This window comes from Clostridium intestinale DSM 6191, from assembly GCF_900130055.1.
Taxonomy (GTDB): Bacteria; Bacillota; Clostridia; order Clostridiales; family Clostridiaceae; genus Clostridium_T; species Clostridium_T intestinale.
In genome coordinates this window covers 415,020-439,325 of the sequence record NZ_FQXU01000003.1, presented here as the reverse complement: position 1 = coordinate 439,325, position 24,306 = coordinate 415,020, and the positions used below count along the sequence as shown (strand labels likewise).

Sequence of the window (24,306 nt, the reverse complement as noted above, 5' to 3'; positions counted from 1 at the left end):
ATTATGAAGGAAAAAGTTATATTCAAAAACATTGATGAGTATATTTTAACCTTTCCAAGCAACGTTCAGGAAATACTTCAAAGCCTAAGAAAGGTTATCAGAGAGTCAGCTCCAGAAGCTAAAGAAAAGATAAGTTATCAAATGCCAACATTTGATTTATACGGTAATCTAGTTCACTTCGCAGCATATAAGAAGCATATAGGCTTTTATCCAGCACCTAGTGGAATCGATGCTTTTAAATCAGAATTGTCAAAATACAAAGGAGCTAAAGGATCAGTGCAATTTCCTATAGATGAACCATTACCGTATGAATTGATAAAAAATATAGTTAAATTCAGAGTTCAAGAGAATACTGGAAAATTTAATTAGGATCTTTACATAATCTATCTTCTAATAAAATGCTCCTCAATTGGAGCTTTTTTCATCCATTAAATAATAACTTTACAAAAAAATCTAAAAACATAATAACAACAATAAATCCGCTGATAATTCCACCAAATATTATTACACAAAATGCTGTAAATAAACTATAAAGAGTATTATTTTTCATAAAATCACCTCATTAAAATTATTAACCTCATTTCATTAAGCTATACAGATTAGTAAAATTAAAGAAAATTTAACTGTGTGGTTTAAATTACATTTGTTATAATGGGTAATAGATGATAGTATATAATTAACTTAAGTATTAGTGGGGGAGGGATAGGTATAACTCTTATTATATAGAGATACCGTACATATTTATGAAGAAAAAATTGATGATAGGTTTACTTGTAGCTTCAATGTTATTCGGAACAGGTGTACAAGCACTAGCTGACCCTTTAACAACAGCTCAACAGCAAGATTTAGATAATAGAAAAAATCAGATATCAGCAGCAGAACAAAAATATGCTGAATTACAAAATAAAGCAGATGAATTAAATATAGAAATACAAAAATTAGTTCTAGCCGTTCAAGAAAATGAAAGTAATATTTCTTCTGTTAATAAAGATATTGAAGCACTTAATGTTCAAATAGAAGATAATAAAAAAGAATTTGAGAAAAAGGAAGAACTATTTAAAACTAGAATTAAGTTTTTATACGAAAATGGTGGACAAGCAAATTACATAACTGTTTTATTTAGTGCAAATAGTATAGGCGATTTTATTTCAAAAGCCCAAGCAATTGGTAAGATACTAAGTTTGGATAAACAAATCCTAGAGGAGCTTGATGAAAAGAAGAAGGAATATGATGTTAGTGTTGCTCGATTAGACACTAAAAAGACTGAACTGGAGAATTTAAATTCACTTAATAAATCTAAATTAAGTGATTTAAATCAAAAAAAAGATGAACAACTAGTTTACATTCAAAAAGCTAAAGAAGAGTATTCAAAACTTTCTAGTGATTTAATAACTACAGAAAGAAATTTATATAAACCTTTTGAGAATATAATAAATAACACAAGTAGTTCAATTAACGATTTAAATAATTCAATTTCAGCTTTGAACTCTTTAAAGTCAACTGTAACTAATTCAGATGTTAAAAATGAAATAAACAACTTACTCGCAAAGGCAAATACTTCAATTAATAAGAAAAAAGCTGAAATTGAGGCAAACAAGCAAACTAATACACAAACGTCACCTACTAATAATCAAGCTCAAAAACCATCAAACAACACTAATACAAATCCTTCAAGCAATGCACCAGTATCTGCATCTGCTTCAAAGATTTTAGAAATAGCTTACAGCAAATTAGGTGCAGACTATGTTTGGGGTGCTACTGGGCCTGATGTATTTGATTGTTCCGGGTTTACACAATATGTTTATAGACAGGCAGGAATATACATATCAAGAACTACATATACCCAGATAAACGATGGAGTAGCAGTAAGTTATTCTAATTTACAACCTGGGGACTTAGTACTTACTAGTGCAGGACATATAGGTATATATGTTGGAAATGGACAAATGATACATGCACCTCAGACCGGGGATGTAGTAAAAGTATCAAAAATTTGGTCATTTTATGCTGCAAGAAGAATATTATAAATCTTTATTATAAAAAAAAAGTATGTAGATTTGCTTTACATAAAGAAGTCTACATACTTTTTTCGTATTAAATTCAATATAATGTATAAAAATATATAATATGTTATACTAATATATAAATATAATATTTTTATTAAATGAGGGAAACTATGGCACATATCTTTAATGGTGGAAATATAAATTACAAAATTAGACAATCTCCTATACCAGAATTTTCTTGGCATACTAGTGAAAAACTAGCGGAACTTGTTGGCTCAAAACATTTAAAATTTGATGTTAGATCATTAGATCCAGATAAGTATTCTTATCCCTACCATTTTCATAGAAATGCTGAAGAAATATTTGTGATTTTAGAAGGAAGCGGAACCTTAAGGACTCCAGAAGGGTTTAAGGAGATAAAAGCTGGAGATATCATTTTTTTTGAAATGGGACCAACTGGTGCTCATCAACTCTATAACAATACAAATGAACCTTTGAAATTTTTAGATATACGAACAGATGTAGGCTTTGATGTATGCGAATATCCTGATTCAGGTAAGATAAATATCTGTGATAAAGAAGTATATGAATTAGGAGAAAATGCAAATTACTACAAAGGTGAAGATAAAGTTAGAGAAAAGTGGAAAGGAGGTACATAATGAATAAAAGCAAAGATTCAAATTTTGATATTATGTGTGCATTATTATTGCTTTGCTCTGGACTATTTTTTGAAGACGCATTCCCAATATTAATTATTGGTATAGGCTTAAGCATCTACGGTTTATTTAGATCCTTTAAAAGAAGAGAAGCTTAAATTATAAAGAAGAGGATATCACAACTTTGCGATATCCTCTTCTTTATAAAAATAATGCAACAATTACTGGAATTGTGAAAACAGAAAGCAAAGTAGTGATAAACACTGACTTAGCTGCAAGTTTTAAGTCGCCATCATATTGAGTAGCAAACAAAACTGCACTATTAGCAACAGGCATGGCCAAGTTAATTAAAGCAACCCCTAAAATCAAAGGGTTAGTTATAAAATAACTTAGAATAGGATATGCTGCTAATGGTATCAATATTTGCTTTATTATAGTATAAGGATATATCCTAAACTCAGTAAATACTTCTTTAATATCAATATTAGCTAAAGTGGAGCCAATAAGCATCATAGCAATTGGAGTAGTTATGCTACCAACCATATCAAAACTGGATACAAAAATTGTAGGTATAGGTATTCTTAAAAAATAGATAATAATTGCGATTATTGATGATATTATTCCTGGTGTTAAAAGGTTCTTAACATTTGGTTTAACTTCTTTTTCAGTACCATAATTAATCAAAAATACACCTAAGGTAAATACTAAAAAATTAAATATCATATTAAATATCGAAGTGTAAAAAACAGCCTGATTACCAAATATAGATTTCATAACTGGAAATCCCATAAATCCTATGTTAGAAAATATAGTCATAAACATATAAAGACCCTTTTGATGGTTTGGAATTCTCATTATCTTGACTAAAATATAACTTAAAAATGGTAATATAGCAAAAATAGTTACCGCAACTAAAAAAACAACTAAAACTTCACTACTATCATTGCTAGGCTCCAAAGATCCTACAGAAGCTATTATTAAAGCTGGTGTTGTCACATTAAGTAAGAGCTTATTTAGTTTTTGGTTTAGCTCAGCATCAAAAAGCTTTATTTTATTTAGAAAATATCCCAAACCAAGAATTAAAAATAACTGAATCATTTGATTAATAACAACATTTATATCCATCTTGTCCCCCTTAGAAAAGAGTAATAACTTTGTTATTACTCTTTGTAATCATTAGTATTAAAATAAACACGTTCCATTAGATTCAATAACTTTTTTATACCAATAAAAAGATTTTTTAGGAATTCTCTTGTAGGTACCATTTCCATAGTCATCACAATCTACATAAATAAATCCATAACGTTTGGACATTTGTTTTGTAGATTCAGAAATTATATCAATACATCCCCACGATGTATATCCTAAACAATCCACACCATCATATTCTATAGCATCTAACATAGCTTTGAAATGAGCTTCAAAATAATCTATACGGTATTGGTCATCTATAGTTCCATCTTCTTTAACAACATCTTTAGCTCCTAATCCATTTTCAACAATAAATAGAGGCTTACGATAACGGTCGTATAAATCTACCATTGAAATTCTAAGACCAATTGGATCAATTTGCCATCCCCAATCACTTGAAGGTAGATATGGATTTTTAATTGCATTAATTGTATTTCCAGCAGTAACATCTAATCCATCTGTTGAGGCAGCTGAACAAGAGGACATGTAGTAAGAGAATGATACAAAATCAACTGGATATTTTTTCATTATCTCATCATCGTTAGCTTCTTTCTTTATTTCTATACCATTATTTTTAAATCTTGAAAGTAAGTATGCAGGATACTCTCCAAAGACTTGTGTATCACTGTAACAATAAGTTGATCTCATATCTTGTTGCGCTTTTAATACATCTTCTGGCTTACATGTATACGGATAATATGTTAATTTTGTAAGCATACAACCAACCTTTGAATCTGGTATTATTTCATGACAAATCTTTGTAGCTAATGCGCTAGCTACAAATTGATGATGCATAGCCTGAAAAATAACTTGCTCCCAATTCATTTCAGGGAATCTATCTTCAATTAAACCACCTGTAGTGTAAGGGTGTCTTATCATTGAATCAACTTCATTAAAGGTCAACCAATATTTTACCTTATTTTTATATCTTTCACAAATTGTTTTTACATATTTCTCAAAGAAACCTATAACTTCTCTAGAATACCATCCGTCATAATTTAAAGTTAAATTAATAGGTGGTTCATAATGTGACATAGTTACTAATGGCTCAATTCCGTGTTTTAAACATTCATCAAAAACATCATCATAGAATTTTAAACCTTCCTCATTAGGTTCTTTATCGTCACCATTAGGGAATATTCTAGACCATGCTATAGACATACGATAAACTTTAAATCCCATTTCTCCAAACATCTTTATATCTTCTTTATAATGGTGATAGAAATCAGATCCATGGCGTTTTGGATATAATGATTCATCTTCAGACTTTAATGCATCTTCAATATCCTTAGTAGTAACTGTATTATGAGCTTTATAATCTGTTACATCTACATCAAGATGGTGTCTAGCACAGTCAGAGACACTTAAGCCTTTTCCGCCTTCTTTATAACCACCTTCAACTTGATTTGCAGCAGTAGCTCCTCCCCATAAAAATCCTTCTGGAAATTTTCTTGTTGTCATATTTTCTTCCTCCTATTGCTTAATCTTATGTCTAACCATTATAAATCACTAATTATACAAAAAGGATATAACAATGATTGAAACTTATAAGCAATATTATAGATTAAAATTGATTATTTGTTATACCAATTATGAAATATGGTTCCAATATTCAAAAGTTTTAATGATAACGTTTGTTTCCTGAAAAAAAGCTCCAATAATTTAACTTAACTATCATTCATCCACTCATACCTAGCTCCTTTTAATTTATTGGCAGTTTTTAATACAACATCATAACGATGAACCAATAAAGAAGCAACCAAAATATCAAGAATATACTGAGTAGACATTGTAAAAATAACATTTGAAAATTCTAAAGTGTTTTCAGTAGTCATTATATGTATATTATAATCTGTTAATTCAGCTAGCCTTTGATCTATATTTCCACTAATAGAGAGAGTAGGCATATTACATTTTTTTAAACGTTTGGCAGCATCAATTACATTAGAATTTTTCCCTGTATGAGATATTAAAATTGAAAAACTAGGAATATTCTCAAGCTGAAGAAAGCTAGCATGACTCCAGTGTATGCTTGAATATGCATTTGACGTTATACCTATCTCTCCTAACTTATAGCAAAACATTTTTGCAACTTCGTTATTTATTCCATCACCATATATATCAATAACTTTAGCTTTTTTCATTAAGCTAATTACGTTTATTAAAACATTTCTATCAATCATACTCCTTGTATGGTCAATTGCCTTAGAATATATAAGTGGCATAGTATGTATAATATCATCTATTGTACTGTTTGCATCATAAGGAATCGTTTTTAAAGATTCTTTTAATTTCATCATTTCAGGATACTCAGATGCGTATATAAATTTTAAATCACCAAATCCTTTAGTTCCAAGCTTTTTACAGACTCTAATAATTGTTGATGCACTTGTATAGCTGGCTTTTGCAAGTTCAGAAACATTCATCTCTAATAAGTCTTTAGGAAATTTAATAATATGCTCAATCACAGCTTGTTCTTGTGCTGTTAAATTCTTTAAGTTCTGCATCTTATCTATTATCATAATATACCTCCCTTTTAATTCTATATTATCATCTTTTCTAAAAAAGATTTATAAATTTTCTAAGTTTGCAAAAAGTATTTATAAATGATATGTTAATAATAACAAATTTACCATTAAAGAGGGATAAACATGGAAAAGATAATAAGAGAAGTAACAAGCTTACTAGAAGAGCTTAATATTAAATACAGATTATATAACCATAAGGCAGTATTTACCATAGATGAATTAGATACACTTGATATAAAGTTTGAAGGTATGTACTGTAAAAACTTATTTCTAAAAAATAGTAAAGGTGATATACATTATCTTCTTATTCTAGAAGATTCAAAGAAAGCTAATCTTAAGGAATTAGCAAGGTATCTAAATAGTACCAGGTTATCCTTTGCTAGTGATGAGCGTTTAAGCAAGTATTTAGGATTAAAACCAGGATCAGTAACTCCTTTTGGAGTTATAAACGATTCTGAAAATGAAGTTATTGTTTTATTAGATAGAGATTTAGTTGGATTAGATAAAATAAACTTTCATCCAAATACGAATACCGCAACAATAACCATTTCTTACTCTGATCTTTTAAAATTTTTGGAATACGAAGGAAATAGAGTAGACCTTGTAGAAATTTAAATGTAGTTGTATGGAGTCCCTAATATTTTTATAAAGCAAGAAAGAGGATATGAAATTATGTATACTAAAGAAGTTAATATAAAAGAAAGTCTTAAGTCCGATTGTGAAAATTGTTTTGGATTATGTTGTGTATCATTATTTTTTTCTAAATCAGAGGGGTTTCCTATAGATAAAATTGCAGGCAAACCCTGTATAAATCTAAAAGATGATTTTAAATGTAGGGTTCATAAAGACTTAAATAAAAAAGGTCTTAAAGGCTGCCTTGCTTACGATTGTTTTGGAGCAGGACAAAAAATCTCTCAAGATACATATAGGGGTGAAAGCTGGAAAGACAATCCAAATATTTCAAAAGAAATGTATGAAGTTTTTGTTATTGTTAGGCAACTTCATGAAATACTTTGGTACCTTACTGAAGCATTTAGGTTACAATCCGATTTAGAAGTTAAGAAAAATTTAGAGCCATTGATTCAAAGAACTGAGGAGTTTACTAAATTAGATAGTCAAGCTATCTTAAAAATAGATATTATTTCTCATAGGTTTGAAGTAAACAAACTACTTTTAGAAACTAGTAAATCAATTAGAAATAAGGTAAAGAAAAAAAACTCAAATCATTTAAAAGCTAAAAACAATTTCAGCCTTATGGGAAAAGACCTTAGAAAAACTGAATTAATTGGAGAGGATTTAAGTGGATCTTTTTTAATTGCTGCAAATTTAAGTGGTGTAGATTTAAGTTTTACTGATCTTATAGGTGCAGACTTAAGAGATGCTAATATTAGGGGAGCTGATTTGTCAAAAAGTATTTATTTAACTCAAGCTCAGATTAATTCTGCCAAAGGCGATTATAATACAAGATTACCCAAAACCCTTATTAGGCCTTCTCATTGGACAAAGTAATTTATATTTAGGAGTGATATTCATGAAAGAGGTTAAATTAAAAAACGGTGAAGTTTTATTTATTAGGAAACCTACAATTGAAGATGCTGAAAATATGATCAAATATCTAAACACTATAGGAGGAGAAAGTGATAACTTGCTTTTTTCAAAAGATGATTTCCATCTATCCATTGAACAAGAAAAGGAATATATAAAAAATCTTACGAATAACCCTAACTCAATTATGTTGTTAGGGTTAATTAATAATGAAATCATTAGTGTTTCAGGGTTAATTACTAGCTCAAGAAAAAGAATAGCACATAATAGTGAGTTTTCGATATCGGTAAAAAAGACCTATTGGGGATTAGGAGTAGGGAACGCTATTATGGATGCAACTATAAACTTTGCAAAAAGTACTAAAATGATAAAAAATATCAGTTTAGGAGTTAAATCTGACAATGTTAATGCAATCAAATTATATGAAAAGCATGGATTCGTAAAGATTGGAGTTCATAAAAACTTTTTTAATATTGATGGGATTTATTATGATGAGATTTTAATGGATTTAAACTTATAGATTTAAATAAATATAAAAGAAGGTACTCTATAAAAAATTGTAGTACCTTCTTTTTATATGTGAAATATATCAAAATAGGAGGTTGATATATTTAAAAAAATTAAAGGAAGGAAGAGGTAAATATTGGTGATATTCAATGGTCTTTATATCCTTCCTTTATATGAACAACATTCATTGGGGGAATGTTATTGAAATTATTGACTTAAATCTTTAATATTATTCAATTAAGTTGATTATTTTTTTATAAATTTACGTTATACAATTTGGTTAAATATGCTATAATTTTAATATAAAATAAAAGGATTAATTTATTATCATAAATAGAGTAAATATCATATATTTATATAAGAAAACATTTACTTTAAGCAATTAGATGTAAACTTTCAAATCGTTGTTCTTTGAAAAGTGGATAATGCGGTGTAAAACAATAGCAAAGATGCATTTATATGAAAATATATTAATTAAAGGAATTTAAAGCACCGTAATATTCATAACTGAGTTGTACGGTGTTTTTATCATACAACTCGAATTTAGGATGAGCTAAATGATTAATAACAATAAGAGTAGGTAGATTAATATGAGTATGCAAGTAATAGATTTTTTAAAGTTTAATATATTGGAAGAACCTATATGGTTTAAAAGTGCTAAAGAAGCTGACTCTTGGGGTAAAGCTTCTTATAAGTCGTGGTTAGATACTCTAACTACTAAAGAAAGAGTTGCACTAACCAAGTATACTGGCGAAGTATTTTATAGTAATATTAATGATACTTTAAGAGGATTTGGTTCTTTTAATGGTGTAAACGAAGCATACTGCCACTTATTAACTCGTGCTTTAGAAAAAGCTGTTACTCCAGAGGATATATTAGTCTATAGAGGAACATCGAAAATGATGCTTGGAGAGCTTAGAAATTTACCTGTTAATCAATTAGAAGGAAAAATTATTGAGGATAAGGCTTTTATGAGTACAAGTTTAGTTGAAGGCGAAATATATGATAGTAACCTAATATTACACATGAATGTTCCTAAAGGTGCCCATGGTGCATATATTGGAAACTTGAGTTTTTTACAAAATGAATGTGAATTTCTATTAAATAGAGGTTATAGAATGTTAATCAAAAAGGTATTAAAAAATAGCTTATGTTATTTAAAACTAGAAGTTGATGTATTGATAGAATAATTTCAAAATTATATATAGTAAGGAAGTGTTTCAATGATAAGATTAGTACAAGGATCCGTATTAGGTTTTTGCGTTGGAGATGCACTAGGCGTACCCGTAGAATTTGTTGATAGAGGAACACTTAAATATAAACCGGTTGTTGATATGCGTTCTTTTGGTGTTCATGGACAGCAGAAAGGAACATGGTCAGATGATAGTTCATTATTATTATGCACAATGGAAAGTTTGCTCCAAGGATATGATATAGTAAATTTAGCTAATACATTTTTAGCATGGCTTGAAAATGGGCATTGGACAGCTAGGGGAAGAGTGTTCGATGTCGGTTTTACTACAATAGAGTCTTTAAAAAGAATAAAAAGGGGCATAGCTCCATTAGAATCTGGTAATAGAACTGTTTTTGATAATGGAAACGGCTCTTTAATGAGAATACTTCCTTTTATATTTTATTTGAATAATGAAACAAACTCCTTTAGAAAATTTAGAATAGTTGGTGAAGTCTCAGGTATAACTCATGGTCATATTGTAAGCAAAGTTGCCTGTTCAATATATGTCGAAATGGGAATAAACATATTAAAAGGTTACAGTTTAAGGGATAGTTATGAGTTAATGAAGGAAGTTATACTTAAACATTACATAAACAAACCCACAAAAGAACTAGATAAGTTTTCAAGAATATTAAAGCAGGATATCAGAATACTTAAAGAAGAAGATATTAAATCTACTGGTTATGTGTTAGATACTTTAGAAGCTGTTTTTTGGTGTTTATTAACTAGTAAATCATATAAAGAAGCTGTTTTAAAAGGAATAAACTTAGGTGAAGATACAGATACGATTGGTGCCTTAATAGGTGGACTAGCAGGATTGTATTATGGCATTGATAGTATACCTGAAGATTGGATAACTGCTTTAGCTAGAAAAGATGACATTGTCGAATTATGTATTTTATTTGCAAATTAATTTAAATTGATATAAAATAAAACCTAGAAGAATCTTAATTCTTCTAGGTTTTTATATCGTTATAAGGTTAAGAAGTAAATAGAGGAGAATTAAAAATACGACAATTGCAATTAGTTAAAACTAGATAATAAAATCTTTAGTATATTATATGTAAAACATAGAACTTTTGCTACTAAATTTGATTATTTATGAAAAGATGAAACTAAAAAATTTCATCTTTTTTTATTTTATGTAAAATATAGTTAATTCAAAATACAAATAGTTCTTCGTCAAAATATTTAACAGAACCTAGTATTTATCAATGTTTTGCAATCTTTTTTTAAATAGAATTCAATTTTTGTTTAATCTCAATACAAAAGTTGAACCTAAATGAAATTGAAAACGATAAATGTTTCAAATAGAATAAATATTGAGGAGGGGATGAAAAATAAACTCCAAGGAAGAGATTATAATAAATCTTAATAAGGAAGTGGGGATTATTATAAATGGATAAAGAAATTGTATCAATTCTTCAGATTTTATTAAATAGTACATTAGTTACTACAAAAGGATTGCAAGAAGAAACTAATTCTTCAAAAAGACAAGTTACCTACAGGCTAGATAAAATTAATGATTTGTTTAAAACAAAGAGAATACCTTTATTATCCTTAGGCGCTAATAAAGATATTATAGTACCAAAAGAAACAAAGGATGTTATTAAAGAAATTCTCGAAAAAAACTATTCAAAAAATACTTACTACTTTAGTAAAAATGAACGACTTCTATATATATATTTAATGCTTTTTATTAACATGGAAGATGTATCAATTAATCATTTTATAGATTCATTAAAGGTGAGCAGATCTACTGTAAACCTTGATTTTAAGGACTTGATACCTGATCTTGAGAAAAAAGGCATTGAAATTAAAAACAATCGTACAAACGGCTATTATTTAGTTGGGTCTGAAATGGAAATTAGAAGAGTACTTATAAAAAATATTATAGAGACCCTATCAAATGAAGAGAGTTCAAGAGTTTTTGATATTTTTATTGAAGAGTATAAACTAGATAGTTTTGAAAAAGCAAAAAAAATTATATCAAAGCTTGTTAAAAAACATCAAATTACTTTCGTTGAAAATAGATTAGTAGAATTTATCTATATATTCATTTTCTTAAAGGCGAGAATGCTTTCAAAGAAGGTAATTATTTCAGAAAATATAGATATACCTAATATTGCAGTTATGAACTCAATGAAGGAATATAAATTTGCGGAAGAGTTACTTGAATTATATGATAGCAAAGATAAAATAAAATCTCATGATGTAATGTATATTAGTGCTTGGATTTTAGGTATATCAGTTGGAAATGATGAAGATGATACAAAAGACAGATCTGTTATCTCAGAAATTGTACATAAGTTGATGACAAAGTTTGAGTATTTAAGTGGTGTTTATTATATAAGTAAAGAAAAAATATTTAAACAACTATACTCTCATTTTAGACCAGCTTATTACAGACTCTTGTTCAAATTACCTGTTTACAATCCACTTTGTGAAAAGGTAAAAGAAGAATACCGATTAGTATACAGAATTGTAAGTAATGCTATGAAAGAATTCTGCGGTCTATTTGGAGAAGAAATTCAAGAAGAGGAATTAGCATATTTAACAATGCATTTTGCAGCTATTTTCTCCAACAAAAAAGAATTTGATATTCTTAGAAAAAGGACGGCTCTAATAGTTTGTTCAAACGGTGTTGGTAGCTCAGCTATCTTACATGCAGAGCTTACAAGCTTATTTCCAGAACTACACTTTCTACCACCGTTAGAATCTTCTAAACTAGAAAACTTCGTTGGATCTGTAGATATAGTGTTTACTACTAATTATAAAGCAGAAGGTTTAGAAATAGATGCACCAGTAATTAAAGTTAGTCCTGTAATGACCCAAAAGGAGAAATATAAGATTACACGTGAAGTGTATATTCAATTGGGTGATATTTTTTTAAGACAACCAAAAATAGATGAAGTTATGGATATAATTAAAAAATACGCGAAAGTAACTTCTGAAAGTATGCTTTCAAGTGAATTATTATCCTATTTTACACAAATAGAGAATTTTACGTCTAAAGGAGAGGAAGGACTTATGCTAAGTGATATTACAAATGAAACACTAGTAAAACTAAATGTTCCAGCTAAAGATTGGGAGGATGCTATAAGACAGTCAGCTTCTGTTTTAGTTGAAAATAACAAAGTAACTGAAGCTTATGTAGATGCAATGGTTAACACTGCAAAAGAATCTGGTCCCTATATCGTAATTACAAAACATGTGGCACTTCCACATGCAAGACCAGAAGCAGGATCAAAAGAAATTTCAATAGGAATTGCAACTTTAGAAACTCCTGTTGAATTTGGAAATGATGATAATGATCCTGTAAAATATGTCTTTTGTTTAAGTGCTATAGATAATAATAGCCACTTACGCGCTATGTCTGAGTTAGTTGAATTATTCGAAATGGATGAGTTTTTTAGAACTCTAGATAACGCTAAGGATCCAAAAGAAGTTATTGATTTTATAAAATCACACGAATCATAAGGAGGAATTAGTTATGTATAAATTATTAATCGCTTGTAGAGCAGGGGTTGGATCAAGTTTAATGCTAAAAATCAAAACTCAACAAGTTATAAAGGAAAACAACTTTCCAATAGAAGTTGAGCACGGTTCATTAGATTCATTAAATGGATTTACTGGAGATGCAGTAGAAACATTGATTGATGTAGCTGAAGAATTACAAGGTAAAAATTTAAAATTTGATATTATTGGTATTCGTAATATAGTTGACCGTAATGAAATTAAAACAGCATTAGAAAAATTTCTTGCTTCAAAAGAAAAATAAAATTTAATTAAATAACAAAATTAAATAAGATAAGGGGTAATATATATGAAATTTATTATAAGTTTATTAAGTACACCTGCTGTATTACTTGGTGTAGTTGCATGTATAGGTCTAATTCTTCAAAAGAAATCAGTTACTGAAATATTTACTGGTGCTTCAAAAACACTTATTGGTTTCTTAGTATTTGGTATTGGTGCTTCAGCAATGACTGGATCATTACAAAACTTTAACAAACTATTCCAATATGGTTTTGGTATAACAGGTGTTATAGCTTCTCCAGAAGCTGCAACAGCACTTGCTCAAAGTACATATGGTTTCGAAGTTTCATTAACATTGATTCTAGGATTCATATTAAACTTAGTGTTTGCACGTATTACAAGATTTAAGAACATATTCTTTACAACAGGTCATAGTTTGTTCTTCTCTTGCGTACTTGTACTAATTATGCAAGCTCACGGATTTAGTAGTACAGTTACTATCTTAGTTGCTGCAACTATATTAGGCTTTATGTCTGCTGCATTACCTCAATTCTGTCAACCATTTATGCGTGATATGACAGGTGGAGATGAGCAAGCAATAGGTCACTTTAACATGATTGGTTACGGTTTATCAGGTTATCTTGGTCGTATATTCTCAAAACATAAAGAAGAAACTACAGAATCTATAGAATTCCCTAAATGGTTATCAATATTCAGAGATTTCTTAATGGGTCTATCAATAGTTATGCTTTTATTATTCTATGTTGCTACAATAAAAGCTGGTCAAACATTTACTCAAGAACTTGCAGGTTCACAGCATTGGTTAGTATTCCCTCTAGTTCAAGCGTTTACATTTGTTGCTGGTATGTCAATATTAATGACAGGTGTTCGTATGTTCTTAGCTGAAATTACAGCTGCATTCGTTGTTATTTCAGAAAAATATATTCCAGGTTCAAGACCAGCATTAGACGTACCAACAGTATTCCCATATGCACCAAATGCAGTTATTCTTGGATTTATATCAGCATACACTGCAGGTTTATTAGCAATCGTTGTTATGGTATCATTCCCTAGCGTATTCCCAGTTGTTATTATCCCAGCTGCTCATATCTGTTTCTTCTCAGGTGGTACAGCTGCAGTATTTGGTAACTCATCTGGTGGATGGAGAGGTGCTCTTTTAGGATCATTTGTTGCTGGATTATTACTTGCTTTCTTACCAACAATACTATATCCAGTATATGGAACACTTGGTATTGAAGGTGCAACATTCCCTAACATAGACTACAACGTAGTTGGAACTACATTGCATAAGATTTTACAATTAATAAAACCTATCTAAGCTAGATTAAATATATATAAGAGCCATAGATATGGCTCTTATAACTTTAAGGAGGACAAATTATGATAGAAAAAACACTACCAACATTCTTAGATATTCTATCTAGTGAAGTGTCAACATTTATTTCTTCAATAGACGAACAAGCTATAAACCACGCACGTGATCTAATTCTTGAATCTGAAAAAAATCATGGACGTGTACATGTAACAGGTATAGGTAAACCTGGTCATGTATCAGGATATATATCTTCACTACTTTCATCAACTGGAACTCCAGCTTACACACTACATGGTACAGAAGCAGTTCATGGTTCAAGCGGACAAGTAGTACCTGGGGATGTTGTTATTGCAATATCCAATAGTGGTGAGACTCAAGAGTTAAAAGCAACAGTAGAAACATTAAAAGCTAATGGTGCAAAAATAATCGGTGTAAGCGGTAATGCTGATTCATGGTTAAAAAATGCATCTGATGCTTTCTTATACGCAGGAGTTAAAAATGAAGGAGATGATCTTAATAAAGCTCCACGTGCTTCAATTCTTGCAGAAACTATCGCATTACAATCATTAAGTGTTGCATTACAATATGCTAAAGGACTTGATTCACAAAAATATTTAAAATGGCATCCAGGCGGAAGTCTTGGACAATCTATTAGAGAAGGGAAGTAATTATATGGATTATAAAGGTATTATATGTGCAATGATTACACCTCTTGATGAAAATCAAGATATAAATCCAAAAGCAACTCGTGAATTAATTGATTATCTAATTAATAAAGGCGTTTATGGATTATTTATTTTAGGTACAAATGGTGAATGTCATGTACTTACAGATGATGAAAAAGTTGAGTTTGCTAAAATTGTTATAGAACACACTAATAATCGTGTTCCTGTATTTGTTGGTACAGGCGGTAATTCAACACGTGAAGTTATTAACTTATCGAAAAGAATGGAAGCAATAGGCGCAAGTGCACTATCAATTATTACTCCATACTTTGTCCCACCAACTCAAAAAGAATTAATTGAACACTACAAGGCTGTTGCAGCTGAAGTTAGTTTACCAATAATGATGTATAACATGCCTGGTAAAACAGGAATTAATATAGAACCTGAAGCAGTAAAGGAATTAGCTAAGGTTAAAAATATTGTTGGAATCAAAGACAGCGGTGGAAAATTAGATAACATGAAAGCTTATCTTGAGGTAACTAAAGGAGAGGACTTCGGTGTATTCTCAGGGTCAGATTCACTTATTCTTGACATCCTAAAAGTAGGTGGACATGGTGCAGTTGCTGCAACTGCAAACTTCCTTGCTGGTATTGATGTAGCAATCTATAACAACTTTATAAAAGGTGATATAGAAGCAGCTCAAAAAGCTCAAGATAGTATTGAAGAACTTCGCCGTATTTTAAAGTTTGGAACAATACCATCAGTCATAAAGCAAACTGTTGTATTTAATGGCATAAATGTTGGTCCGGCACGTCTTCCTGTAAGCAGAGTAACAGGCGAAAAACTTGATGAAATCAAACGTGTAGTAGAAGATTATAAAGAAAAATTTAATAAAGATTTATAATACAAATCTTTATAAGTTTAGTAAATTCAATACAGACATAAACGTATTTTAATGAATATCGAGGTGGATTATATGAAAAAGATGAATATAACAAAAAGAATGGCAGAAGTTGGAGCACTTGCAATTGTAAGAGCAGAAACACTTGATCGTGCATGTGAAATCGCAGAAGGCTGTATTAAAGGTGGCATACCAGTTATGGAAATGAGCTATACCTTGAATAATGCCGGAGAAATCATTGAAGGACTTAGCAAAAAATATGGGGAAGCACTTTGTGTAGGAGCCGGAACTGTTTTAGATAGCGAAACAGCTCGTCATGCTATATTACATGGAGCTCAATTCGTTATTGCACCAAATTACGATGAAGGTGTAGCTAAAATCTGTAACAGATACCAAATCCCATATGCACCAGGTTGTACATCTTTAACTGAGGCAGTTGATGCGTTAAGCTTAGGGGCAGCATTTATCAAAGCATTCCCAATATCAGACTTCTATGGAGCAAAACTAGTAAAAGTATTCAAGACACCACTTCCTTATATGCCGATTCTTGCAAGTGGAGGAATCACTCTTGATAACTTACATGTATGGTTAGAAAACGGTGTTGATGTTTGTGGTTTTGGTGGACTATTAACTCAAGGCAGTATTGAAGATATAGCTGAAAATGCTAGAAAAATTAGTGAAATCATTAAAAAGACAAGAGAAGCTTAAGATTAATATAAAAGAGGTTGGAAACACTAACTATGTTTCCAACCTTTCTTTTATAATTTGAATATATTTGTTAAATTACTCATGTTTTCAGACAAATCAACTAATTCACTAGAAGTTTTATCAATTTTACCAAATAGTTTTTCTTGTGAATCAAGATTTGATTTAATTTCATTTGATACACTTAACCCATTTTCTATTGTCATATTTATGTCTTCAATAGTAGCTGTCATTTCCTCTAAAGAAGCAGCTTGATTTGTAACTCCATCTGTAATATTTTTAAGCATCTTAAATGTATTTTCCATATTATCTATTATTTTATCTATACTTAATTTGACTTCATTAGATTGAGAAACTCCAAGAATAATCTTTTTATCAGTCATTTCTACAGCAGAAACTACATTTTTTGTTATGCTGCTCATATCTTTTACAAGACTTCCTATATCCTGAAGTGAATTATTAGTATCTTCAGCAAGTTTTCTTATTTCTTCAGCTACTACAGAAAAACCTCTACCTGCCTCACCAGCTCTTGCAGCTTCTATAGCTGCATTTAATGCTAAAAGATTTGTTTGTTCTGAAATTTGAGAAATTATATTAACTATTTCAGAAATCTTATTACTTTGATTTTCTAGTTCAGTAACTTCTTTACTTACATTTTGTCCATTCACTGCAACCTCATTTATAACTTCAACTATTGAGTTAACTGAAGATTTACCAACTTCAGCAGAGTCTTGTACTCCTTTTGCATATGTCTCAATTCTTGCAGCCAGTTCTGCAGTTTGCTGTGAATTATCTGTAATACCAGACAACACCATTGATGCTTGTTTTATACTTTCAGCATTTTGATAAGAATGGTCAATAAGTTTTTTTATGGATTCATTTATATCATTTACCTGACTATTTGCACGTTCAATTATTGAATTTAAGCTTTCAGAAGAAATAGCCACTTTTCCTGAAGAATTCTGCATAATTGATATCAGATTTTTTAAATTATCTTTTGCTTTAAGTAGAGAAGTGATAAGTTGTCCAGTTTCTCCATGATTAGTTGCTTTAATATCTATAGTTAAATCATTATTCGAAATAGAATCAGCAAGAAGTATACCCTTTTTTAAAGGTTTTATAAGCAACCATTCCGAAACAACTGCTGCTATTACTTGAAAAATTATTATAAAAATTATTGATCTTCCGATAGTTTCAATTGTTATTATTTCAAGAACATCTCCATGAAGAGCGTAGGATAGTGAACCTAATATCCCTAGATTTGATAACAACATTGCTACAAAAACCAATACCATTATACGATTACGTATAGAAATATTTTTAATCTTATTCATATTATGTACCACCTTTATGACTTTATTTCTCCCTCAATTAGCTGCACTTTTATATTTCTATTAATCACCTCATTCTATGAAAACTAATACTATTTTTATAGATTAATTATATCAAATTTAATAGATTTAACAACATTAACTCTGTCACAACTTCGTAAGAACCATCTTTTATACTATTATTAAGATTAAAAGATAGTGAGGGAATTATATGTGTGTACTTAAAACTATTTCTAGCTCTGTTTTTCTATCTTTCTTCCTCTATAATAGTAACTTTTCTAAGCTTTATAAAACTATTCCATTTCTTAGGTTACCATATGTTATAATATATCTTGATAACGTGTGCAGGAGGGTAAACAATGAACAATATAGTTTTTCTTAATTCAAGCAGAATAGATTTTGACGAAAAACTTAATTTTAAAGCAATAGATAGCTTGGGAAATGTAACAAAATATTCTCATAGTAATAATGAGGAAATTCTAAAAAGAGTAGAGAATCAAAACATAGTAATTTCTAAGGAGATGCCTATAGGAAGAGACTTAATTGAAAAATTTCCTTCAAGTGTAAAGTTAATTTGCGAAGCTGGTACTGGTTATAATAACATTGATATCGCTTCAGCAAAAGAAAAAGATATAGTTGTCTGTAATGTACCAGGATATAGTACAGAGGCTGTTGCTCAACTAGTTATTACCTTTATATTAAGTTTAAGTTCTTCTTTATCTTATCAACAAAGAATGATTGAAGATAAAGACTATAGAAATTTTACTAACCATCTAATGGTTCCACATTTTGAAATTCAAGGTAAAACTCTTGGAATAATAGGTGCAGGTGCTATTGGGCAGCAAGTAATTAAAATTGGAAAAGCTTTAGGCATGAATATCCTTGTATATAATAGAAGTTATAAGGATTTAGGTGATCCAAATATAAAGTTTGTGACCTTAAAAGAAGTTCTTATGGAAAGTGATTTTGTTAGCCTACATTGTCCACTTACTTCTGAAACAAAACATCTTATAGATAAATCAAAGCTAGCTTTAATGAAGTCTACCGCTTTTATTATAAATACCGCTAGAGGTTCACTTATAAAAGAAGATGATTTGATTGAAGCATTGATTGAAGAAAAAATTGCAGGAGCTGCTCTTGATGTTCAAGATCCAGAGCCACCAAGTTTGGAAAATCCTCTGTTTTCAATGAGAAATGTTATTTTAACCCCTCACATAGGATGGAGATGTTTTGAATCAAGACAAAGACTTTTAGATTTATTAGCTGAAAACATCAAAGCTTTCATTGATGAAAAAGCTATTAATACGATTTTATGATGAGGTGGATGGAATGAATTATTTAGAAGGAAAAATAATTATTGTTACTGGCGGAACTTCAGGACTTGGAAAAAGTTTAGTTCTCCAATTAATAAATCTTGGAGCTAAGGTTGCTTTCTGTGGAAGATCAGAAGAGAAGCTAAAAACAATTATAAAAGAGATTAGAGAAAACACTAATATTTTTTATGATACATTTGAAATAACAGATGAAAATAAAATATTTAGTTTTGTAAAAGATGTAGAAAACAAATTGGGTGCTGTTGATGTACTCATTAATTGTGCAGGCGCTAACACTTCAAGAGCTTCAGTAAAAGATATACCCCTTAGCGATTTTCAGTATATGATGAATTTAAATACTATAGCTCCATTAAATTTTATTAAAGCCTGCTATCCATATATGTCTGATAAAAAGCAAGGATTAATAGTTAATATTCTTTCAACTTGTTGTCTTTTCTCAAATGAAGGTTTAGGATCATATACTGCATCTAAAGGTGCTCTTGACAGTTTAACTAAGGTACTTAGAAAAGAGGCTAGAAAAGATAACATTAGAGTATGTTCTGTTTATCCTGGTGGAATTAATACTTCCTTTAGACCTCAAGCTAGAGAAGCGTATTTAAGTGCAGATATAGCTGCTGAAACTATAATAAATTCTATTAACATTGACGAGCGAGTTGCCTTAGATGAAATAGTATTAAGGCCTTTTATAGAAACAAATTATTGCTAAAATATTAGGAGGAATATATATGAATTTATGTTGGATAACCCTTGCTGTTAATAATATTGAAGAGTCTTTAAAGTTTTACTGTGATATCTTGAATTTAAATGTAGCTGAGAGATTTAAAGCAGGTGAAGATACTGAGATTGTTATGCTTGGAAATAAAGATGAGGTCAAAATAGAGCTTATATGCTACAAAGGAGTAGAAATATCAGAAAGAAAGGGCTTATCTATAGGCTTTAATGTTGAATCATTAGAAAAGACTATAGAATATCTAAAAGAAAATAATATTGAATTAGAAAGTCCTATAATTTCACCTAATCCTATGACAAGATTCTTTTTCGTTAAAGATCCAAATGGAATACAAATTCAGTTTGTTGAAGAAAAAGAAAGTATAAACTTATAATGCAAAATAAAAAAGTGGTATTTTCCACTTTTTTATTTTAGAATCTCATTTAATTGATATAAACTGTTTATTTCATAAGTAGGTTTAATACTTGTACTATTTTTAATTCTACCTGGATTATACCAGCAAGTATCAACTCCATAATTAATCCCACCTGAAATATCAGAAGTTAGACTATCTCCAACCATTAAAACCTTAGACTTATCAGTAAATTTTAAACTATCTAAAGTTATTTCAAATATCTTAGGATTTGGTTTTGATACATTTACTTCTTCAGATACTATAATAGCTTCAAACAAATGAGCCACTTTAGATTGTTTTATTCTACCATTTTGCACATCTCTAAGTCCATTTGTTATAATTGCCATTCTATGTTTTCCATAAAGACTATTTAAAATTTCTTCACTCTCATCATATAAAAAAGACCCATAAGATAAATGCTTCATATAAGCTTTTGCAAATTCTAACTCATCAAACTTTACTTCAAGTTTATCAGATAGTCTCTTAAATCTCTCAACTTTAAGTTTTTCTTGTGTAATTAATCCTTCTTCGAATTCTTTCCAAATCTCTGTATTTATATTTTTATAAACCTCAAGATGATAGTTTTCCTCATAATCAAACTTAAATTCTATCATTGAGTTTTTAAAGGCTTCTTTCTCTGATTTTTTAAAATCAAATAAAGTTTCATCAGCGTCAAATAAAATGACATCGTATTTCATGATTTATCCCCCTATATTCTTAAATCCTTTATTATATAAAATACCATATTATTAAAGCTTTAACTAGGACAAATGTCCTATTGTGATATTACTCACATCTTCCCTGTAGAGACTTAAATGATTAGATTGAAGCTGTGGAAGAGAAGGAATTTGATGAAGTTCTTCGAACTTCTACAGATAAGCAGTGCGTATCTACCGATTAGCGGTGCAAGTCTCATTAGATCCCTTTAATCTCAACATAATACATTATAATTATGATATTATGATATTATGATATTGCGACATTACGCACTTCTGCCCTGTAGAGGCTTCTTTTCAAGCCTCATTAAATTCCTTAATCTCAATATAATACATTATAATTACGACATTACGACATTATGATTTTATAACCTGTTGATAATTTAGGGAGGACTTATGAAAAATATTTTAGATAAAAAGCTTTTAAAATATTATATAGATAAATATACGGTTACTGAAATTTTCCATGAAGATATAATAGATGAGGTTATTTTTTGTGTTTATGAAATTGAAGAAACTATTCTTGAGCCAGAAAGTAAACTCCAGTATTATTATCTTCTTGTTGACGGAAAAATCAAAGTAAACTACTTATTTGAAAATGGAAAGAGTAGATTGCTAAAGTTTTATGATGCATTTATAACTATAGGCGATTTAGAACTTTTAAAAGATCTTCCTGTTCGTTGTCAGGTTGAAGCAGTAGAGGAGAGTTATTTCATTTTAGTTCCTGTTTCTTTAATTAAAGAAAAGTATACTCATTTGAATTTTTTTCGTCATTTAGCAGAATCTTTAAGTGATAAACTTGATGCAACTATAAATAATAGTTCTTATAACTCTACTTATCCACTTATAAATAGACTTTCTAGTTATTTATTAGAATATCTAAAACCAGATAAAGATTATATAATTTTAAGGAATCCTTTTAAAGATATAGCTGAATTTTTAGGAACAACCTACAGACATTTAAACAGAACTTTAAATGAGCTTGAGAAAAAACAAATCATAAAGTGTAATCAAAATAAGATTTATGTTTTAAATGAAAAAGCGCTAAGAGATCTTAGTAAAAAAGCATATATGAGTTCTTTGTGATAAGAGTTGAACTTTTTCAACTCTTTTTTGTTGCCAATAAGTTTATTTTTTCCGAAAGCATTAGAAGAAGATTATGTTATAATTATCTTTATATGTTTAATATAAGATAATCAAGAAAGTGGGGCAAATAAAATGAATCTTAAGCCAAGGATAAAAGGAATAATATTTGTTATACTCGGAGCTACTCTTTGGGGTGTATCAGGATCTGTTGCTCAGTTTTTGTTTAAAACCAAAGGTTTTAATACTGAGTGGCTTGTTACAATTCGATTGTTAGCATCAGGGATACTCTTACTTATATATTCATACTCAAAATCTAAAAATGATATTTTTAAAGTATGGAAGGATAAAAGAACAGCCTTAGGGTTAATAGTTTTTAGTTTAGTTGGAATGTTAGGATCTCAATACACTTATTTTGCTGCAATAAATCATGGAAATGCTGCAACTGCTACAATACTGCAATACTTATCGCCTGTTTTTATAACATTGTACATGATTGTAAAAAATAGAAAACTCCCAAGTATAAAGCAACTAGGTGCAATAGCATTAGCTATGCTAGGAACTTTTTTCATAATCACTAATGGTAACATTAATGAAATAAGTATATCTAAGTCAGCTTTATTTTGGGGAATTGCTGCAGGAATTACAGCTGCTTTTTATACTCTTCAACCTAAGAAGTTATTAGCTGAGTTTGGATCAATACTTCTAGTAGGATGGGGTATGCTTATAGGTGGAATTTCCTTTAGCTTCATACATGCACCATGGAACTTTCAAGGAGAGTGGACAACTTCTTCTTTTCTAGGGGTATTTTTTGTAGTAATCTTTGGAACCCTAATTGCTTATAACTGTTATTTAAACAGCTTAAAATACATTGAACCGACAGAAGCAAGTATCTTGTCTTCTTCAGAACCTCTTTCAGCTGCATTTTTATCCGTCATATGGCTTAAAGAGGTTTTAGGACTAGCTCAGTGGATAGGTACTTTATGTATTATTATTACAATCATAATATTATCAAAAACAAAAAGTAAAACTTCTGAGTCATAAACCTTACAAGTCTAAATAGTAAAAAAGCCAGTAAATTCTCTGGCTTTTTTATTATTATTTGGTAATTATATGAAGATGATGTTGTAATATTTGTAATAATTTATGAAAATTGGAGAAGAGAGCATGGATGAAATTATAATAAGAGAAAGTTTATCAAAAGTCATAAAAACTATAATTTTTGCTACAATAAATATCTTTTTATGTTTTTGGTATTTTTTTAATGGTACAGTAAATAATATGATTCTAAATTTAATACTTGGGATACTTATTTTGCTTTTATGTCCTCTAGTCCTAGCTTTCATAATAAAAAACGTAATTTACAAAAGAGTTTTATTAAAAATAGACAATAAAGGAATTACTGATACAGCCACTTTATCTAGTATAGGTTTTATTGATTACAATAACATTAAATCCGTTTATGCATTTGAGAAGTTAAAGCAAAAATTTTTAGCTATAGATTTAATTGACTTACACAAAGTTATTAATAATATATCTCCATTTAAAAAGTTTATAATAAAATTCAATCTTAAATTGAAGTATCCTGTTATCTGTATTAATCTAGATACTTCTGATATGGATCTTGACGAGGTTTTAATAATAATTAATGATAGATTAGAAGACAACTTAGAGCCATAGAATAT

The 24,306-nt window shown here is 29.5% G+C and carries 27 protein-coding genes; 21 read left to right on the top strand and 6 right to left on the bottom strand.

What is annotated here, in order from left to right; genetic code table 11:
• The first annotated feature begins 3 nt into the window (after window positions 1-3).
• Window positions 4-369, top strand: coding sequence for an iron chaperone (locus BUA92_RS02390; protein ID WP_073016353.1), 366 nt, complete (start codon window positions 4-6; stop codon window positions 367-369).
• Window positions 370-421: 52 nt separating this feature from the next.
• Here the strand turns inward: BUA92_RS02390 and BUA92_RS23680 are convergent, their stop codons facing one another.
• Entirely contained in the window at window positions 422-550 is a 129-nt protein-coding gene (locus BUA92_RS23680; RefSeq protein WP_275299631.1) for a hypothetical protein, read from the bottom strand.
• A 193-nt stretch (window positions 551-743) separates the two neighbouring features.
• On the opposite strand from BUA92_RS23680, the gene BUA92_RS02385 reads away from it, so the two are divergent.
• The 3 genes from BUA92_RS02385 to BUA92_RS23150 all read left to right on the top strand — a co-directional run bounded on the left by BUA92_RS02385 (window position 744) and on the right by BUA92_RS23150 (window position 2,820).
• The gene (locus BUA92_RS02385) at window positions 744-2,027 is read left to right on the top strand and encodes a C40 family peptidase (protein WP_073016351.1); all 1,284 of its coding nucleotides are present in this window, start codon (window positions 744-746) and stop codon (window positions 2,025-2,027) included.
• Between the two features lie 149 nt (window positions 2,028-2,176).
• Entirely contained in the window at window positions 2,177-2,665 is a 489-nt protein-coding gene (locus BUA92_RS02380) for a cupin domain-containing protein (protein ID WP_073016349.1), read from the top strand.
• Complete coding sequence (locus BUA92_RS23150; RefSeq protein WP_156337840.1) at window positions 2,665-2,820, top strand: hypothetical protein; 156 nt, start codon at window positions 2,665-2,667, stop codon at window positions 2,818-2,820. Before BUA92_RS02380 ends, BUA92_RS23150 begins: the two co-directional genes overlap by 1 nt.
• A gap of 43 nt (window positions 2,821-2,863) precedes the next feature.
• Here BUA92_RS23150 and BUA92_RS02375 read toward each other — a convergent pair whose 3' ends face one another.
• The 3 genes from BUA92_RS02375 to BUA92_RS02365 all read right to left on the bottom strand — a co-directional run bounded on the left by BUA92_RS02375 (window position 2,864) and on the right by BUA92_RS02365 (window position 6,375).
• Window positions 2,864-3,787, bottom strand: coding sequence for an AEC family transporter (locus tag BUA92_RS02375; RefSeq protein ID WP_073016347.1), 924 nt, complete (start codon window positions 3,785-3,787; stop codon window positions 2,864-2,866).
• A gap of 57 nt (window positions 3,788-3,844) precedes the next feature.
• The gene (ascB, locus tag BUA92_RS02370; RefSeq protein WP_073016345.1) at window positions 3,845-5,314 is read right to left on the bottom strand and encodes a 6-phospho-beta-glucosidase; all 1,470 of its coding nucleotides are present in this window, start codon (window positions 5,312-5,314) and stop codon (window positions 3,845-3,847) included.
• A gap of 206 nt (window positions 5,315-5,520) precedes the next feature.
• Window positions 5,521-6,375, bottom strand: a complete 855-nt coding sequence (locus BUA92_RS02365) for a MurR/RpiR family transcriptional regulator (protein WP_073016343.1) — start codon at window positions 6,373-6,375, stop codon at window positions 5,521-5,523.
• Between the two features lie 129 nt (window positions 6,376-6,504).
• Between BUA92_RS02365 and BUA92_RS02360 the strand changes: the two genes are divergently transcribed.
• The 11 genes from BUA92_RS02360 to BUA92_RS02310 all read left to right on the top strand — a co-directional run bounded on the left by BUA92_RS02360 (window position 6,505) and on the right by BUA92_RS02310 (window position 17,036).
• Complete coding sequence (locus BUA92_RS02360; protein ID WP_073016341.1) at window positions 6,505-6,996, top strand: prolyl-tRNA synthetase associated domain-containing protein; 492 nt, start codon at window positions 6,505-6,507, stop codon at window positions 6,994-6,996.
• 57 nt (window positions 6,997-7,053) lie between these two features.
• Window positions 7,054-7,890 (top strand): pentapeptide repeat-containing protein, encoded by an 837-nt coding sequence (locus BUA92_RS02355; RefSeq protein ID WP_073016339.1) that lies wholly within the window; start codon window positions 7,054-7,056, stop codon window positions 7,888-7,890.
• A 22-nt stretch (window positions 7,891-7,912) separates the two neighbouring features.
• On the top strand, window positions 7,913-8,446 hold the full coding sequence (locus tag BUA92_RS02350; protein WP_073016337.1) for a GNAT family N-acetyltransferase: 534 nt from the start codon (window positions 7,913-7,915) through the stop codon (window positions 8,444-8,446).
• Window positions 8,447-9,029: 583 nt separating this feature from the next.
• Window positions 9,030-9,623 (top strand): ADP-ribosyltransferase, encoded by a 594-nt coding sequence (locus BUA92_RS02345; RefSeq protein WP_207650329.1) that lies wholly within the window; start codon window positions 9,030-9,032, stop codon window positions 9,621-9,623.
• Window positions 9,624-9,656: 33 nt separating this feature from the next.
• A complete protein-coding gene (locus BUA92_RS02340) occupies window positions 9,657-10,580 on the top strand; it encodes an ADP-ribosylglycohydrolase family protein (RefSeq protein ID WP_073016332.1) in 924 nt (307 codons plus the stop codon).
• A gap of 485 nt (window positions 10,581-11,065) precedes the next feature.
• A complete protein-coding gene (locus BUA92_RS02335) occupies window positions 11,066-13,147 on the top strand; it encodes a BglG family transcription antiterminator (protein WP_073016330.1) in 2,082 nt (693 codons plus the stop codon).
• Between the two features lie 13 nt (window positions 13,148-13,160).
• Window positions 13,161-13,448 (top strand): PTS sugar transporter subunit IIB, encoded by a 288-nt coding sequence (locus tag BUA92_RS02330; protein ID WP_073016328.1) that lies wholly within the window; start codon window positions 13,161-13,163, stop codon window positions 13,446-13,448.
• Between the two features lie 45 nt (window positions 13,449-13,493).
• Window positions 13,494-14,765 carry a PTS ascorbate transporter subunit IIC gene (locus BUA92_RS02325; protein WP_073016326.1) on the top strand — a complete coding sequence of 424 codons (1,272 nt, stop codon included), beginning with the start codon at window positions 13,494-13,496 and terminating at the stop codon, window positions 14,763-14,765.
• Between the two features lie 62 nt (window positions 14,766-14,827).
• Window positions 14,828-15,430, top strand: a complete 603-nt coding sequence (locus BUA92_RS02320; protein ID WP_083553371.1) for an SIS domain-containing protein — start codon at window positions 14,828-14,830, stop codon at window positions 15,428-15,430.
• Between the two features lie 4 nt (window positions 15,431-15,434).
• Window positions 15,435-16,331, top strand: coding sequence for a 4-hydroxy-tetrahydrodipicolinate synthase (dapA, locus tag BUA92_RS02315; RefSeq protein WP_073016322.1), 897 nt, complete (start codon window positions 15,435-15,437; stop codon window positions 16,329-16,331).
• Between the two features lie 72 nt (window positions 16,332-16,403).
• On the top strand, window positions 16,404-17,036 hold the full coding sequence (locus tag BUA92_RS02310) for a beta/alpha barrel domain-containing protein (RefSeq protein WP_139259277.1): 633 nt from the start codon (window positions 16,404-16,406) through the stop codon (window positions 17,034-17,036).
• Between the two features lie 50 nt (window positions 17,037-17,086).
• On the opposite strand, the gene BUA92_RS02305 is transcribed toward BUA92_RS02310, so the two are convergent.
• Window positions 17,087-18,367: a methyl-accepting chemotaxis protein gene (locus BUA92_RS02305; RefSeq protein WP_073016318.1), complete on the bottom strand. Its 1,281-nt coding sequence runs from the start codon at window positions 18,365-18,367 to the stop codon at window positions 17,087-17,089.
• Between the two features lie 356 nt (window positions 18,368-18,723).
• On the opposite strand from BUA92_RS02305, the gene BUA92_RS02300 reads away from it, so the two are divergent.
• The 3 genes from BUA92_RS02300 to BUA92_RS02290 are packed head-to-tail and all read left to right on the top strand — an operon-like array spanning window position 18,724 to window position 20,801.
• The gene (locus BUA92_RS02300) at window positions 18,724-19,680 is read left to right on the top strand and encodes an NAD(P)-dependent oxidoreductase (RefSeq protein ID WP_073016316.1); all 957 of its coding nucleotides are present in this window, start codon (window positions 18,724-18,726) and stop codon (window positions 19,678-19,680) included.
• Window positions 19,681-19,693: 13 nt separating this feature from the next.
• Complete coding sequence (locus tag BUA92_RS02295; protein WP_073016314.1) at window positions 19,694-20,404, top strand: SDR family oxidoreductase; 711 nt, start codon at window positions 19,694-19,696, stop codon at window positions 20,402-20,404.
• A gap of 19 nt (window positions 20,405-20,423) precedes the next feature.
• Window positions 20,424-20,801, top strand: coding sequence for a VOC family protein (locus BUA92_RS02290; RefSeq protein ID WP_073016312.1), 378 nt, complete (start codon window positions 20,424-20,426; stop codon window positions 20,799-20,801).
• A 32-nt stretch (window positions 20,802-20,833) separates the two neighbouring features.
• On the opposite strand, the gene BUA92_RS02285 is transcribed toward BUA92_RS02290, so the two are convergent.
• The gene (locus BUA92_RS02285; RefSeq protein ID WP_073016310.1) at window positions 20,834-21,520 is read right to left on the bottom strand and encodes a YjjG family noncanonical pyrimidine nucleotidase; all 687 of its coding nucleotides are present in this window, start codon (window positions 21,518-21,520) and stop codon (window positions 20,834-20,836) included.
• A 414-nt stretch (window positions 21,521-21,934) separates the two neighbouring features.
• On the opposite strand from BUA92_RS02285, the gene BUA92_RS02280 reads away from it, so the two are divergent.
• The 3 genes from BUA92_RS02280 to BUA92_RS02270 all read left to right on the top strand — a co-directional run bounded on the left by BUA92_RS02280 (window position 21,935) and on the right by BUA92_RS02270 (window position 24,301).
• Window positions 21,935-22,624, top strand: a complete 690-nt coding sequence (locus tag BUA92_RS02280; RefSeq protein ID WP_073016308.1) for a Crp/Fnr family transcriptional regulator — start codon at window positions 21,935-21,937, stop codon at window positions 22,622-22,624.
• Window positions 22,625-22,756: 132 nt separating this feature from the next.
• On the top strand, window positions 22,757-23,665 hold the full coding sequence (locus tag BUA92_RS02275; protein ID WP_073016305.1) for a DMT family transporter: 909 nt from the start codon (window positions 22,757-22,759) through the stop codon (window positions 23,663-23,665).
• Window positions 23,666-23,767: 102 nt separating this feature from the next.
• A complete protein-coding gene (locus BUA92_RS02270; RefSeq protein ID WP_139259275.1) occupies window positions 23,768-24,301 on the top strand; it encodes an STM3941 family protein in 534 nt (177 codons plus the stop codon).
• Window positions 24,302-24,306: the final 5 nt, after the last annotated feature.

Excerpts from the sequence above, each read along its gene's own strand:
- BUA92_RS02310 (WP_139259277.1), top strand. The coding sequence starts at position 16,404 with ATGAAAAAGATGAATATAACAAAAAGAATGGCAGAAGTTGGAGCACTT.
- BUA92_RS02290 (WP_073016312.1), top strand. The coding sequence starts at position 20,424 with ATGAATTTATGTTGGATAACCCTTGCTGTTAATAATATTGAAGAGTCT.
- BUA92_RS02375 (WP_073016347.1), bottom strand. The coding sequence starts at position 3,787 with ATGGATATAAATGTTGTTATTAATCAAATGATTCAGTTATTTTTAATT.
- BUA92_RS02360 (WP_073016341.1), top strand. The coding sequence starts at position 6,505 with ATGGAAAAGATAATAAGAGAAGTAACAAGCTTACTAGAAGAGCTTAAT.
- BUA92_RS02285 (WP_073016310.1), bottom strand. The coding sequence starts at position 21,520 with ATGAAATACGATGTCATTTTATTTGACGCTGATGAAACTTTATTTGAT.
- BUA92_RS02390 (WP_073016353.1), top strand. The coding sequence starts at position 4 with ATGAAGGAAAAAGTTATATTCAAAAACATTGATGAGTATATTTTAACC.
- BUA92_RS02295 (WP_073016314.1), top strand. The coding sequence starts at position 19,694 with ATGAATTATTTAGAAGGAAAAATAATTATTGTTACTGGCGGAACTTCA.
- ascB (WP_073016345.1), bottom strand. The coding sequence starts at position 5,314 with ATGACAACAAGAAAATTTCCAGAAGGATTTTTATGGGGAGGAGCTACT.
- BUA92_RS02270 (WP_139259275.1), top strand. The coding sequence starts at position 23,768 with ATGAAAATTGGAGAAGAGAGCATGGATGAAATTATAATAAGAGAAAGT.
- BUA92_RS23680 (WP_275299631.1), bottom strand. The coding sequence starts at position 550 with ATGAAAAATAATACTCTTTATAGTTTATTTACAGCATTTTGTGTAATA.
- BUA92_RS02275 (WP_073016305.1), top strand. The coding sequence starts at position 22,757 with ATGAATCTTAAGCCAAGGATAAAAGGAATAATATTTGTTATACTCGGA.
- BUA92_RS02355 (WP_073016339.1), top strand. The coding sequence starts at position 7,054 with ATGTATACTAAAGAAGTTAATATAAAAGAAAGTCTTAAGTCCGATTGT.
- BUA92_RS02345 (WP_207650329.1), top strand. The coding sequence starts at position 9,030 with ATGCAAGTAATAGATTTTTTAAAGTTTAATATATTGGAAGAACCTATA.
- BUA92_RS02300 (WP_073016316.1), top strand. The coding sequence starts at position 18,724 with ATGAACAATATAGTTTTTCTTAATTCAAGCAGAATAGATTTTGACGAA.
- BUA92_RS02340 (WP_073016332.1), top strand. The coding sequence starts at position 9,657 with ATGATAAGATTAGTACAAGGATCCGTATTAGGTTTTTGCGTTGGAGAT.
- BUA92_RS02335 (WP_073016330.1), top strand. The coding sequence starts at position 11,066 with ATGGATAAAGAAATTGTATCAATTCTTCAGATTTTATTAAATAGTACA.
- dapA (WP_073016322.1), top strand. The coding sequence starts at position 15,435 with ATGGATTATAAAGGTATTATATGTGCAATGATTACACCTCTTGATGAA.
- BUA92_RS02385 (WP_073016351.1), top strand. The coding sequence starts at position 744 with ATGAAGAAAAAATTGATGATAGGTTTACTTGTAGCTTCAATGTTATTC.
- BUA92_RS02305 (WP_073016318.1), bottom strand. The coding sequence starts at position 18,367 with ATGAATAAGATTAAAAATATTTCTATACGTAATCGTATAATGGTATTG.
- BUA92_RS02280 (WP_073016308.1), top strand. The coding sequence starts at position 21,935 with ATGAAAAATATTTTAGATAAAAAGCTTTTAAAATATTATATAGATAAA.
- BUA92_RS02325 (WP_073016326.1), top strand. The coding sequence starts at position 13,494 with ATGAAATTTATTATAAGTTTATTAAGTACACCTGCTGTATTACTTGGT.
- BUA92_RS02365 (WP_073016343.1), bottom strand. The coding sequence starts at position 6,375 with ATGATAATAGATAAGATGCAGAACTTAAAGAATTTAACAGCACAAGAA.
- BUA92_RS02350 (WP_073016337.1), top strand. The coding sequence starts at position 7,913 with ATGAAAGAGGTTAAATTAAAAAACGGTGAAGTTTTATTTATTAGGAAA.
- BUA92_RS23150 (WP_156337840.1), top strand. The coding sequence starts at position 2,665 with ATGAATAAAAGCAAAGATTCAAATTTTGATATTATGTGTGCATTATTA.
- BUA92_RS02380 (WP_073016349.1), top strand. The coding sequence starts at position 2,177 with ATGGCACATATCTTTAATGGTGGAAATATAAATTACAAAATTAGACAA.
- BUA92_RS02330 (WP_073016328.1), top strand. The coding sequence starts at position 13,161 with ATGTATAAATTATTAATCGCTTGTAGAGCAGGGGTTGGATCAAGTTTA.
- BUA92_RS02320 (WP_083553371.1), top strand. The coding sequence starts at position 14,828 with ATGATAGAAAAAACACTACCAACATTCTTAGATATTCTATCTAGTGAA.